This is a genomic window from Nocardia gipuzkoensis (assembly GCF_021183645.1).
GTDB lineage: Bacteria > Actinomycetota > Actinomycetes > Mycobacteriales > Mycobacteriaceae > Nocardia > Nocardia abscessus.
The window spans coordinates 2650510-2662102 of sequence record NZ_CP089225.1 but is presented as its reverse complement, the minus strand read 5'-3'; the positions used below and the strand labels follow the sequence as shown (position 1 = coordinate 2662102).

Here is an 11593-nt window from a genome sequence, read left to right as displayed (position 1 = left end):
CATCCCACAAGCCGGACCCCCCGAGGAGTCGCTGACTGATGGGGAGGACTACGCGCCCCCGGCGGACCCCGAGCCTCCACTGAACAGCGGTCCACCCGCCGAGGAGTCCGCGCGTAAACGATGAGAAGTCGGTAGTGCCCTCGCCATCGACTGACAACGAACGCTGAGCCGCTCTTCGAGCGCCTACGGCTGGCCGAGCAGGTAGTCCTTCATGCGCGAGGAACCGCTGCGCGCCGTATGCACGATATTCACGGCCTCGCGGCCGGTCAGCCCGAGGCGTTGCGCCAGTTCGACCGGCACGGTGTCGGCGTCGCCGACGAGTTCGACCAGCAACCGGTTACGCGCCTGCTCCGCAGCTTGTACCTGTTCGCGGGCCCGCTTGAACTGGTCGGACCGCGCCGGAGGCCGACCGCCCTCGGATCGCGCGAATTGCTCGCCGGTGCCGAGAAGCGCGGCCTTGGCGCGCTCGATCTGCGCCAGCACCTCGGCTTCCCGCTCCGCGCTCATACCATCACGATATCCCGAGCCGCCAGCCGCGCGTCCAGGTTCCGGACCGGTCGTGACCCTGCCCAAGGGGACAGGACGCGGCGGCCGTCCCGGATCGCGGCAGCCAAGCGGGGTGACCGGCATTGCGCGGTGAGGTCGGCCGCGTCGCCGACGGCAGTCGCGGCCTCGTCCACCTCGCCAAGTTGGATGAGGGACCGCTCCAGCTCGAGCAGCGATATCGCGCGGTCGCGCACGTACTGCGGCTGCATGAGGGTCAGCGCCTGTCGAGTCGCCGCTGCCCCACTCCGGGCTTCGCCGAGGATCGACAGGCAGTTGCCACGGTAAGAGTGCATCATCGCCTCGGACACGAAGTAGGCGCGCGACCGCGAGGGATGGCAGGGCTCCACTCCAGCGATAGCCTGGTCGGCCTCGTCCAGCGCCACGAGGCACGCCTGCCGCTGCCCTGCGACCGCAGCGGCCTCGGCCGCGCGCATCGCAACATAGGCACGCAGCGGCGCATCCTCGCTCTGGGCGACCCAACTCCGCGCGGCCACGGCGTGATCTACGGCGACGCGCGGTCGACGCTGCCAGATAGCGAGCTGGGAAAGATGGCACAGCATGTACGCGCCGAGGTCCGCGTCCTCGGCCTCGTGCGCTGTCTCGCGCGCGAGCTTGTACAGCCGCGCGGCGCTGTCGTACTCGCCTGAGTCCCACGCCAGGCACCCCGCGAACCCGGTCCATTCGGCGTACAGCGACAGGACGGCGGGCCGCAGCTGAACTGGACACTCTCGCAGCATCGCCTCGGTGAGTTGCTGCTGAGCGATCACGACGCCTTGCGCGGCAGGGGAGCCGAGTGTGTCGTCGAGCTGCATCGCCGAGTAGAGAGTGTTCCGCACCACCTCGACAGCCGCGGCGTCCGGCTGGCCGGCACCGGACATCAACCAGCGCGCACGATCGGCATCGCCGATGCCGAGCATTGCCAGCCCACCGGCGCCGAGCGCGCTCACCTTGAACAACTGCCGCCGATCCACGTCATCCTCCTGTGTTGGGTGTAGCCGCGCACGGAACGCTGCTACGACTTCCGCCGGGGCCATGGACAGCGTCGTATCGAGCACGGCTTGATATGCCGGGCGCATCGCTCCCCCGGCTTCCCAGCGCTTGACGGTGCGCTCATTCGCACCCAACTTGCGTGCCCAAGCTGCCTGGCTCATGCGAAAGGCGTCACGCAGGGCGCGGCTTTCCTTGCCAGTCCACTCTCTGACGCTAACCATGCTGTCTCCCAGGAGGTAGTGGCTGAGGCCCACTGTGCACCACACCGCCCCCGCTGGTCCACCAAAGCGCCACCGAAGCGCCACCCCTCTCGTTGCGAAGGTACTAACGGCCCCCGGCGCGGGGGTGAGCCCGTTACCTCATCCGGGCACTCCACCTGCGTCTGTGACCCAACTCGCGGGTGGAATCCCCTGCGCCGGGTGGCCTTCCAATCACTGTTGAGATGGGAAGCGCGGGATGGGAGAGGCAGACAAGGTCCGTCTGTCGGAACTCGGGCAGTGGGAAACCAGCGACGGCACGCCATATGGGCCGCTGTCGCGGGTGCGGTGCCCGGACTTCGAGCACGCTCTGTGGACAACCAATTTGTCAACAGAAGAAGCCTTCCACAGCGCATTCCCGCAGGCCAGGGTAGGACCAGCACCCAGCGCGCTGTCCCAGTTTCCCCACAGAACCTTGACGGCGGGGCGAGCTGGCTTCCCGATCGGGACTCAGTCGGCCGTTCTTGGAGTGCACCCATCAGGGAGGCCCTGGAATGCAGAACACGCATACAACCGAGCCGCCGGAGCCCACAACGATTGTCGACGCCGGGTGCGTCGGCCGCCCACCGACGCGACGCGCCGTACCGCCCGCAGTGCTCATCCAGAAGGCGGCTCGTGCCGTGGTCAAAGCCAATTCGGTGCACCGTCGCAACAGTGATGGCGGGCTGCGTCGCCTCCACCGGCCTAGACCGACAACTACCAAGGAGTCAACGCCATGTGGTTCGGATACGCACAGTCGGAACTACTGCCCACTGCTCAGGCGCGCAATGCAGTCGTACGGGCCATGCATGACTATGCGGCTGCCTTCGCGTTCGGTTCGGGGCGGGTTGTCATCGAGCCGACTGCTCCGGAGCGGCTGTTGCGGGCGATCGTGGAGGATGTCGATCGCGCTGAGCCTGCGCTCGCGATGATGCGGCGGTTGGAGTATGCGGCTGCGGCTCGGAACCTGCCTTTGGAGCAGCTGTTGGATGTGGGTTCGCCTCGCACGCAGTTGCTGTGGCAGGTGATGGAGGAGATTGAAGGCTGCGGTGGCGGTCATCTGATTGTGCCGTCACGCGAGCACTTGTCCGGTCTCGGGCCGTCCGGCAAGGCGGTAATTCGGCGGCTGACGTACATGCCGCGAGCGCGCATCTACTATCTGCAGACTGCTGTCTCCCGCGACCGCGCCAGCGGGGAGGCACCCGATGCCGTTGTTCCCGGAGAGCCATCTCGGATGGGCGATCGGGTGCTGGCGGAGTCGACGGTTGGGGCGATACCGACGGTGACGCGGTTCGACATCATCGAGGAGCTGACTCGGCGGGGCTGGCCGGAGTTGATGGATCCGGTGGACAGGCTGTATGTGGCGTTGGCTGATGACGCCAACTCTGCGGCGAAGGCTGCTGGTGAGCTCGGCATCAGCCCCTTCGGCCACCAGGGCACCATTCGGCTGCTTCAGCGCGAGGACGGTCGGTTGGTGGTTGAACTCCAGGAATCTCGTCGCCGCGACGACCCGCCAGCCGAAACGCTGGCGGCGCTGTGCGCGCGCATCGAGCGGTTCGCCCACGGTGGTCGCACCGTCACCCGCTGCACGCTGTCTTCGGAGTACGCCCGACCAGTTACAGTGCCCGCCGCACGTTCAGAGGGCCGATTGTGAACGGCGCGACGCGGCCGGGGCAGGCGGTGGTGTCGTCGCACGCTGGCGGGCACGGTGTGTCGGGTTCGGCGATGTTGTTGGCGCCGGAGCAGCTGCTCGCCGCGATCGCGGGACACCTCAAGGATGAAGCGCCGTTGATCGGGTGGGCGCGAGAGCTCGGTGATCTGCATGCTGTGCTGCTGCCCGGAGGTGCGGATTCACCGCGACCGTCGGCTGATGCCGATGAAGCGACCGTGCGCACGGAGATCGCGGACATAGTCGAGCGCATCAATTCGTGGGCGGTGTTTCACCTGCCACGTCCGACCGGGGCGCGTAGGCACACCCATTCTCTCGGTGAGGTGATCAGTCATGTCGCCGCGACGTACGCCGCCGCGTGGTGGACCGTCCGCCACACCGATGACGAACAGCTGCGTCACGAGGCGTGGTTCCACCTCGCCCAGATGCGGGAGGGCTACGCCGATCTGCTGGCCGATATCCATGCCCGTCGTGTGGAGCTGCCCCTGGGTTGGCGCGGCATCCACTCCACACCATGACCTTGAGAACAGGAGCGACACGACCGGTGCACGCGCATGTCCCGACCCTGGCTGGGCTGCCGCCCGCGAGCGAGTGGATCACCCACTTCGCCGCGCAGCTGCCCGTGCAGCATAAACCCCACCATCTGCGGGCTGTCCTCGCTGCGGCGGGGCTGCGCGCGAGAGCGTGGTTACGCGATCGAGCGTTCAGGAACGGTACTGCCGCTGCGGGCAGCCACGGGCAGGAGTGGGTGGCGATGCTGTCCGCCTCGATGGTGGATGCGCATCGGCGCCGGGTCCGGGTCAGCGAGCCGGACACAGCTGTGATCGATCGCGAGATCGCTTGGTGTGTCAGGACGGTGGACGCGAAAATCGCTGTGCTCCTCGACGTGCCCGCCGGACAGGTCGATGTCGGGCGACTGGTGTCGGAGATGGCGCAGCAGTGGGTGACCTACGCACGACAGCCGCAAGACGGAACTGCCATAACGGGTGTGCTCGCCGCGCAGCGCGCCTACAGCGCCCGGGTCGAGCAGCTTTTTCCGCTGTCACGCGGAGGGCCATCGTGACCCGACCCGACTGGCATATCAGCATTCCCAGCGCCCGGACCGTGTGGCGGGCACTGCGTGCCCCGGTACTCGATCCCAGCGACTACGCCCACCCGGAAATCCTCACCGCCGCAGTGGGATTACTGCAGGCCCACCAGCGGCAGCTGACAGTGTTCGGGCAGATCGAGACACTGATCGAACGCAAGGCCGCCCGGCCGGACTGGGGAGTGGCCGGTGAGGATTTCGCCCAGACAACCCGCGAGATCCACGAGCTGATGGCGCGGATCGATCTGCACGTGCACGACCTGCTCATCGAGCACGCCATCGACTTCACCCACGCTCGTCCGCATCCGCATGGCCTCGGTGAGGCGCTCTCGCGCCACACCCGGTTTTGGGCGCGCGAAGTGACCGCCGACCGCGACTTTCTTCCCAGCACGGTCGCGGCGAACGAGTTGATCGACCAAGCGCACGACTACAACCGGCTCGTCGCGCGCATCGTCAGCGGCCGGGTGCACCTTCCCCACCCCACCTCCCTCGCCGGGAGCGCCCGATGACACGCCTGCCCCACCCATTGACTCCCGATGCGCCGATCGCGCTCGGCTACATGCAGGTCCCGCTGCTGGCAGAACCCGACCGTATCGGTGCGCTCATGCGACACCGCGCGCACAGCTGGGGTTACCGCTGGGGCGGAACACATCTGGACCATCACACCCACGGCGGCACGATCGCCGCCCTCGCTCGGCACGTCAGCCGCGAGCCCGATGTCTGGCTGATCGTCGTCCCCGACGCCACCCACCTACCCGGTGGTCGTCGGCTGCTGACCACCGCCACCATGGTCATCCGCATCGTCACCGCGGACACCGACGACGGTGCCACCCTGCTCCGCCCCACCCCTATTCCCGGTGTCTCTATAGCCGCCCTCCTCACCCGCACCACGCGCGAGGACACATTCGAAGGACTCCTGTGAGCAGGCACCCGGAAACGCCGCCGTTGCCCGACATGAACCGTCTCGTCGCGCTCTGGGACGGCGTAGCGGACCCAGTGACGAACCTCGAGCACGTCGCTCGAGTCGCGGTCACGTTGTGGATGACCTGTCTCGATCGTGTGGATTTCTCGAACCCCAACGACTTGCAGGAACGACTGCTCAGGGGGGCAGGAGCTGATCCGGACCGCACCATCGCCCGTGTGATCGATGATGAAGTGACCTGGTCTCTGGGGATCCGGCCGGAATCGGTCGTCCTTGTCGATGACGACTTCCCGGAGATCCTGACCGCCGGGGAACTGATCGATCGACTCTCCATGTGGATCGTGCTCTCCTCCAAATGGTCTCCCAGCCTGGGGCCGTGCCCGTTCGATCCCGCCATCGCGGAGTTCGGTCGACGCTACGACGCGCTAGTCAAGGGCTTGGTTTCAGGTATTCGCCGTCAGCCTCGCCGCCGCACTGACGGTATGCCGCCGGTCGGGCGACCTCGACGCATCGAACTGAGAGCCATTCCCCGCCGCGACGGCAGCGGACGGTCATTCGCTCCGTGTTCGCCCAGGTCTGACCCACCCTGATCGGCCACCTCCCAACCCATCACCGACCTCAGCGGCGCCTGCGCAGGCACCGCCAGCAAGTCACGCCCTCAGCACATTCGAAAGGATTCTCTTTGCGCACGTCACCTCACCACGGCTGTCTGGATGCACCATCGTCTCGGTCCGCAGCGCAGCCGACTGGTCCTGCGGTGTTCGATCGCCACACGGTCGTGTTCGACACCGATATCGGTCACGACCTCGATGACGCGCTGGCGCTGTGGGTCGCGGCCGAACTCGTGGCGAACCTGATTGTGGTCACCAACGACGAAACCCCCCACCACGACCGCGCCCGCTACGCCCGCGCATTCCTCGACCGGATCGGCCGCCGGGACGTCCCCGTCGTAGCCGGCAGCACACTCGACGGCTCCGAAGACCGGTTCGTCATGCACGGCCACCTCCCTGAGACCCGGCCGGTGCCCACCGACGTCGTGAACTTCCTCTCCCACGTGTGCGAAACCTCCACCGACACCATCATCTGGGTCGGGTGCGGACCTGTCTCCAACGTCGCCGAGTTCTTCATCGCCTGCCCACACCACATCGAGCAGATGGATTTCACCATGCAGGGCGGCTGGCTCGACCACTACCGCAACCCCAGCAAAGCTTCACACAACCCGCGTATGGACCCCGCCGCCTTCGGGCTCGTCCTGCGCGCCGCCCACCGGCCCCGCTGCGTGCTGTCCACCCACACCAACACCCCCGAACTCGCCGTCGGCCCCGACTCCCCCCTCTACACCTGGCTGACCGCCCCCGATGCGCCGCCGTGGGCCGAACTCGTCGCCGCCAACGCCACCGAATGGTTCGCCCACCGGCCCTCGAGTTGGATGAACGACCCGGTCACCCTCGCCGCCGCCCTCGGCGTTCCTGTCGCCGAATTCGGCACCGAGACCGTGCGGATCGCCGCCGACGGCCGCATCTCCCGCCACCCGGATGGGCGCGTCATCGAGGTCTCCACCGGCATCGACTACCCCGCCGCCGTCACCTGGCTGTCCGAAGTCCTGCCCCTCAAACCGCCACCGCAGTAATCCGGCCACCGGAAAACAGCGACGACTGCCCGGAAAGGAATCCCGAGACCATGCCCCTGCGCACCGCCCTCACCACCCTGTTCTACTCCCTCACCGCGCTTTTCCTCTACGAGGCCATCACCAGCCTTGCTCGTCGACGCACTGCCGCCGCGACCCACGACGTGCTCACCCACTACGGCACCGACCACCACGACACCACCCCCGGCGTCCCCCACAACTGAAACCCCAGGCCGTCGCGGCGTCGCCGGCCATACACCTGGGGCTGGATCAAAACAACCACCCACCCGCCAAAGACTCTCAACGTCAAGGAATCCGATGATGGAACACGGAACCGTGAAATGGTTCGACAACACCAAGGGCTACGGGTTCATCGCCCGCGACAACGGCGGTGATGACGTCTTCGTCCACCACTCCGACATCATCGCCGACGGCTTCCGCAGCCTCGACGCCGAGCAGCGCGTCCAGTTCTCGATCGGACAAGGCCGCAAAGGACCCACCGCGCAGCAGGTTCGACCGCTGTGACCACCACCAGCACACCCCATCCCAGCACCGAGACCATCACGCCGCCACCGCGCGCGGTGCGCAAGCACCGCACCCGCCAACGCTTGCTGCAGTCAGCCACGAAGTTGTTGCTCACCGACGGCTACACCGCCACCTCCATCGACCGCATCACCGAGCACGCCGGATACACCAAGGGTGAGTTCTTCACCCACTTCGACCACCTGCAGCAGATCGCCCACGACGTCGCTGACACGCTGACCCGCCATGCCATCCGAAGGATCGGCTACTTCCAGCCCCGTGACAGCGACCAGCTCATCGCCACCCTGGCCAGGTGGGCGTCCATCCTCATCACCAGACCCGGATGGATCCGGCTGGAACTCGACCTCGCGGCACTCGACCCATCCAGTCGCACCCAAGTCATCTGGCGGCGCAGCCAGCTGCGCGATGAGGTCCGTGATCTGCTCAACAGCAGCACCGGCCCACATGACCCGAGTATCGATCTCGACCTCACGATCTCGCTTCTGCTCTCGATGATCTTCGGCATGGCCACCCCACACACCGGCGACCTCCTCGCATCCCCGGCCACCACCCGCAACAAGGTCGACCTCGTCCTGCGCAGCGCCGGAATCGCCTGAAACCACCACTGCGCCCGGCCGTTCACCCGCGGGCACGAGATCCCGATCACGGCTGCGCCGCCGCCCAGCCAGACGCCGATCGGCGCGCCAACCGAACGATCTCCGCAATACGACATCGTCATCACCGCAGAGCACACGCAATCGAGTTCCAGCAGACGCACGAACTCGCCGACCACTACCGCAATCCCCCGGGGGAGTTCCGTATGCCCGATCCCGTACCTGACACCGGTGTTCGCACACCGGTCGGTGTCGACACCACCCGCGCGAGCATCTCTCGCGTGTACGACTACAGCCTCGGCGGCAAGGACAACTACGAAGTCGACCGCTACGTCTTCCACAAGCTCTGCGAAGTCGCACCCCGCCAAGCCGACGTCTCCCACATGAACCGCCGCTGGCTACACCGCGTCGTGCGCTACCTCACCACCGAGGCGGGCATCGACCAGTTCCTCGACCTCGGCGCGGGCCTTCCCACCGCCCTCAACACCCACACCGTCGCCCAACGAGAAAACCCCGAAGCTCGTGTCGTCTACGTCGACAACGATCCGGTCTGCCACATCCACGGCCGAGTCCTGCTCGAAACCAACCCCAACACCCGCTACGTCCTCGCTGACCTCACCAAACCCGAGGCCCTGTTACGGCACCCCGACATCACGAATCATCTGGATCTCAACCGCCCGATCGCACTGATCCTGTGCGGGATCCTCCACCACGTCGACGACGGACTGAACCCCGCTGCTATCACCCGCCGCTACATCGACTCTCTCGTGCCCGGCTCGTTCCTGGCGATCACCCACTTCTGGGATCCCGACGACGGCTCCGACGCCCACCACCTGGCGCGGGAACTGCAACGCAAGTTCACCGAAACGGGGTTGGGCTCCGGCTGGTACCGCACCCGCCGCCAGATCCTCGACTACTTCAGCGACCTGGAGATCGTTGCACCCGGGCTGGTCGAGCTCGACGACTGGTGGCCAGCGGGTCCCGCCGTGCGACCCCGCCTGCTCGAGGAGCGGCTCATCCTCGGCGGCCTCGCCTACAAACCACGTCCCGAGCGGCTCGTGCCGATGGTCGTCCGGTAAGCAGCGCACAAATATATAGTGCGCCCGCACGTCGGACGAGAGATGTCGTCGTCTGCGGCGGACTCCTGCGTGCCGGAGTTGTTCAACCCAGCTGTGCGACAGCCAGGCGCAGCGCCGCGATACCCGCAGCCTGCATCGGATGCTCGCTGAGCACACGATGCACCTGCTGCTGAGTGAACGGCTGCATATCGAGGACGCGGCCTTCGGAGTTGCTGGTGATATCCGCTGCGAACAGCTCGTCGAAGACCTGGGCGTCGATGACGACGGCAGTCAGCAGGTCGGTGGCAAAGCTGAGGGGATCGACTCCCAGTCCGAGGCAGTAGGCGGTCAGTGCGCCGTCTCGGCGGGCTCGTTCGATGTGGGCGGCGAACTCCCATGATTCGTAGTCGATGGGCGCGATGTCGCTGCCGTGATCTTCGCTTTCTCCTCGCAGTTCCTCGGCGAACTCGCGGATCATATTGCGCCACAGTGAGAAATCGTTGCCGAGGTTCCAGTCGGCGTATCCGGAAGGCTGGAAAATGCCCACTGGCACGACTTGGTACATGCCTCCGGCGTGCCCGACCTTGCGGGGATCACGCCAGTGCAGCAGGAATGACTGCACGCCGGTGGCAGGGTCCCGGCGGATAGTCAAAGTGCTGATCGCGAGGTTGACCGGCCGCTGACGCGGATCACAGGGGTCGGTGATTGCCGCGCGAACACCATCGGCAACATTTTGCGTGAGGTGCGCGGTGGTGAATTCGTGGGCAGCGGCTTCGCCGACATTGATGCTGTCGAAGTAGCAGCCCGAACCAAATCTCAATTTCGGTGCACCGCTGGCCAGATCAGCGTCCAGCAGTCGATAGGTCGGCCGATTCTCGAACACCGCCGGGGCAGCGATTTCACCGACTACTTCGGCGTAGGTCTCATACGGCTGGCCACTTGCGCGCACAGGCAGCACAGAACTCCTCAGCGGCACGGCGGGTGGGCGGTCGTCTGCCGACCATTCGATACCGATGTCCTCCAGCAAGAGCGGCGCGGACGGGATCCACGCTGAGCGCGTCAACAACGGGGTGTCGATGATCCGGTGAGCATCGGGGTAGCTCGCCGCTGCGGCGGCGTCGAGTACGGTTCGGTGTTCTCGCAGGTAGGCACGGGTATCTAGCCAAGTGAGTTCGCTTGCTGTCAATGTCGAGGTGTCCGTGCCCATCCGTCCTCCGCATGCTCGTCACTAGCTGATCAGGCTGTCGCGATGCTGCCACGCCAGCGCCAAACACGCAGCACCCGGCGCGGCGAGAGGCTCATCCTCCAACAATCGCTCCACCGCCGCAGCGGTGAACGGCACACCGTCAGCCGCCCGGCCGCCCTCGACGCCGACAACTTCGCCTTCATCGTTGAACTGCACCGTTGTGCCGAACACCTCGTCGAAGACATCGTCATCGATCACGACCACCGTCAAGATGGTCGCTGCCAACGTCAGCGCATCCACTCCAAGGCCCAGAATATGGGCGCGCAGCTTGCCTTCCTCCCGTGCCGCACTCAACCGCTGATACAGCGGCCACCGTTCGTAATCGATTGCCGCGCTGCGGCTGCCGTCGTGCTCTGGTAGGCCCAGCAGTTCTTCGGCATACTCGCGAACCATGTTGCGCCACAGCGAGAAATCGTTGCGCCGATCCCATAGCGCGACACTCGAGGGCTGGAATTCTCCGGCCGGGATCACGTCATACATCCCAGCGGCGGTCGCCACCCGAGCCGGGTCACGCCAATGTAGTAGAAACGACGGCTTGGCCGGATACCGGCGCAACCGGAGCGTCAGTGTGGTGATCGCCGGAATCACCGCGCGCCGCGCCAGATCGAACGGGTCGCCTACCAGCTCACGAAACGGCAACCGTCCCTTGAGTTCCGATACCCGGTCGGGCCAGTGTTCCATGCACGCCGCGGCCAACTCATGTGCCAGCGCCTCGCAGACATCGACCTTGTCGAAATAGGAAGCCAATCCGAAGTCCAGCACTCCGGAGGAGATCGAACCTGCCAGCAACCGGTAGCTCGGACGCGAGTCGAACAGCCGTGGTGGGTCCAGATGTTTCACCGCAGCCGAGTAACTATCGAACGCAGCATCGGCCGTTCGCAGCGGCCGCACCGCCGACGTCTGGGGCTCGGTTCCTCCAACCTGCAGCGACTGCGGTCCCTCGTGTAAGCGAAGCCGCAGCGATCCCAGGTCCACCGGCCGAGTCGGCAGCCAACCCTCACCGGCGATCAGCGAGGTTCTGGGCACTCTGTTCTCGCTGGGGTACCACTGGGCCGCTAGCCGACCGAGTTCTGCGC

General features: G+C 66.2%; 15 protein-coding genes. 11 read left to right on the top strand and 4 right to left on the bottom strand.

Annotated features, from left to right (window positions below; translation table 11 throughout):
* Nucleotides 1-183: 183 nt before the first annotated feature.
* Nucleotides 184-507 carry a hypothetical protein gene (locus tag LTT66_RS12200; RefSeq protein WP_043737145.1) on the bottom strand — a complete coding sequence of 108 codons (324 nt, stop codon included), beginning with the start codon at nucleotides 505-507 and terminating at the stop codon, nucleotides 184-186.
* Nucleotides 504-1790: a helix-turn-helix domain-containing protein gene (locus LTT66_RS12195; protein WP_233066900.1), complete on the bottom strand. Its 1287-nt coding sequence runs from the start codon at nucleotides 1788-1790 to the stop codon at nucleotides 504-506. Before LTT66_RS12195 ends, LTT66_RS12200 begins: the two co-directional genes overlap by 4 nt.
* A gap of 718 nt (nucleotides 1791-2508) precedes the next feature.
* Here LTT66_RS12195 and LTT66_RS12190 point away from each other — a divergent pair.
* The 11 genes from LTT66_RS12190 to LTT66_RS12140 all read left to right on the top strand — a co-directional run bounded on the left by LTT66_RS12190 (nucleotide 2509) and on the right by LTT66_RS12140 (nucleotide 9292).
* Nucleotides 2509-3426 carry a hypothetical protein gene (locus LTT66_RS12190; RefSeq protein ID WP_233066897.1) on the top strand — a complete coding sequence of 306 codons (918 nt, stop codon included), beginning with the start codon at nucleotides 2509-2511 and terminating at the stop codon, nucleotides 3424-3426.
* Between the two features lie 71 nt (nucleotides 3427-3497).
* Nucleotides 3498-3959 (top strand): hypothetical protein, encoded by a 462-nt coding sequence (locus tag LTT66_RS12185; RefSeq protein ID WP_233066895.1) that lies wholly within the window; start codon nucleotides 3498-3500, stop codon nucleotides 3957-3959.
* The gene (locus LTT66_RS12180) at nucleotides 3956-4504 is read left to right on the top strand and encodes a hypothetical protein (RefSeq protein WP_233066893.1); all 549 of its coding nucleotides are present in this window, start codon (nucleotides 3956-3958) and stop codon (nucleotides 4502-4504) included. The genes LTT66_RS12185 and LTT66_RS12180 overlap by 4 nt, the downstream gene beginning before the upstream one ends.
* A complete protein-coding gene (locus LTT66_RS12175; RefSeq protein WP_233066890.1) occupies nucleotides 4501-5037 on the top strand; it encodes a hypothetical protein in 537 nt (178 codons plus the stop codon). The genes LTT66_RS12180 and LTT66_RS12175 overlap by 4 nt, the downstream gene beginning before the upstream one ends.
* Entirely contained in the window at nucleotides 5034-5450 is a 417-nt protein-coding gene (locus tag LTT66_RS12170) for a hypothetical protein (protein WP_157227651.1), read from the top strand. Before LTT66_RS12175 ends, LTT66_RS12170 begins: the two co-directional genes overlap by 4 nt.
* Nucleotides 5447-6040: a hypothetical protein gene (locus LTT66_RS12165; RefSeq protein ID WP_233066887.1), complete on the top strand. Its 594-nt coding sequence runs from the start codon at nucleotides 5447-5449 to the stop codon at nucleotides 6038-6040. Before LTT66_RS12170 ends, LTT66_RS12165 begins: the two co-directional genes overlap by 4 nt.
* 167 nt (nucleotides 6041-6207) lie before the next feature.
* Complete coding sequence (locus LTT66_RS12160; RefSeq protein ID WP_233066882.1) at nucleotides 6208-7080, top strand: nucleoside hydrolase; 873 nt, start codon at nucleotides 6208-6210, stop codon at nucleotides 7078-7080.
* Between the two features lie 50 nt (nucleotides 7081-7130).
* The gene (locus LTT66_RS12155; protein WP_157227649.1) at nucleotides 7131-7301 is read left to right on the top strand and encodes a hypothetical protein; all 171 of its coding nucleotides are present in this window, start codon (nucleotides 7131-7133) and stop codon (nucleotides 7299-7301) included.
* Nucleotides 7302-7398: 97 nt separating this feature from the next.
* A complete protein-coding gene (locus tag LTT66_RS12150) occupies nucleotides 7399-7602 on the top strand; it encodes a cold-shock protein (protein ID WP_043737126.1) in 204 nt (67 codons plus the stop codon).
* Complete coding sequence (locus tag LTT66_RS12145; protein WP_233066880.1) at nucleotides 7599-8216, top strand: TetR/AcrR family transcriptional regulator; 618 nt, start codon at nucleotides 7599-7601, stop codon at nucleotides 8214-8216. Before LTT66_RS12150 ends, LTT66_RS12145 begins: the two co-directional genes overlap by 4 nt.
* A 203-nt stretch (nucleotides 8217-8419) precedes the next feature.
* The gene (locus LTT66_RS12140; RefSeq protein WP_051047311.1) at nucleotides 8420-9292 is read left to right on the top strand and encodes an SAM-dependent methyltransferase; all 873 of its coding nucleotides are present in this window, start codon (nucleotides 8420-8422) and stop codon (nucleotides 9290-9292) included.
* An 82-nt stretch (nucleotides 9293-9374) separates the two neighbouring features.
* Here the strand turns inward: LTT66_RS12140 and LTT66_RS12135 are convergent, their stop codons facing one another.
* Together LTT66_RS12135 and LTT66_RS12130 are read right to left on the bottom strand one after the other, a co-directional pair.
* Complete coding sequence (locus LTT66_RS12135) at nucleotides 9375-10478, bottom strand: hypothetical protein (RefSeq protein WP_233066878.1); 1104 nt, start codon at nucleotides 10476-10478, stop codon at nucleotides 9375-9377.
* 21 nt (nucleotides 10479-10499) lie between these two features.
* Nucleotides 10500-11357 (bottom strand): hypothetical protein, encoded by an 858-nt coding sequence (locus LTT66_RS12130; protein ID WP_233066875.1) that lies wholly within the window; start codon nucleotides 11355-11357, stop codon nucleotides 10500-10502.
* Nucleotides 11358-11593 lie beyond the last annotated feature (236 nt).

What these genes read in the sequence shown, in the direction of transcription:
- LTT66_RS12200 (WP_043737145.1), bottom strand. Translation starts at nt 507, where the DNA reads ATGAGCGCGGAGCGGGAAGCCGAGGTGCTGGCGCAGATCGAGCGCGCC.
- LTT66_RS12190 (WP_233066897.1), top strand. Translation starts at nt 2,509, where the DNA reads ATGTGGTTCGGATACGCACAGTCGGAACTACTGCCCACTGCTCAGGCG.
- LTT66_RS12185 (WP_233066895.1), top strand. Translation starts at nt 3,498, where the DNA reads ATGTTGTTGGCGCCGGAGCAGCTGCTCGCCGCGATCGCGGGACACCTC.
- LTT66_RS12180 (WP_233066893.1), top strand. Translation starts at nt 3,956, where the DNA reads ATGACCTTGAGAACAGGAGCGACACGACCGGTGCACGCGCATGTCCCG.
- LTT66_RS12170 (WP_157227651.1), top strand. Translation starts at nt 5,034, where the DNA reads ATGACACGCCTGCCCCACCCATTGACTCCCGATGCGCCGATCGCGCTC.
- LTT66_RS12155 (WP_157227649.1), top strand. Translation starts at nt 7,131, where the DNA reads ATGCCCCTGCGCACCGCCCTCACCACCCTGTTCTACTCCCTCACCGCG.
- LTT66_RS12150 (WP_043737126.1), top strand. Translation starts at nt 7,399, where the DNA reads ATGGAACACGGAACCGTGAAATGGTTCGACAACACCAAGGGCTACGGG.
- LTT66_RS12140 (WP_051047311.1), top strand. Translation starts at nt 8,420, where the DNA reads ATGCCCGATCCCGTACCTGACACCGGTGTTCGCACACCGGTCGGTGTC.
- LTT66_RS12135 (WP_233066878.1), bottom strand. Translation starts at nt 10,478, where the DNA reads ATGGGCACGGACACCTCGACATTGACAGCAAGCGAACTCACTTGGCTA.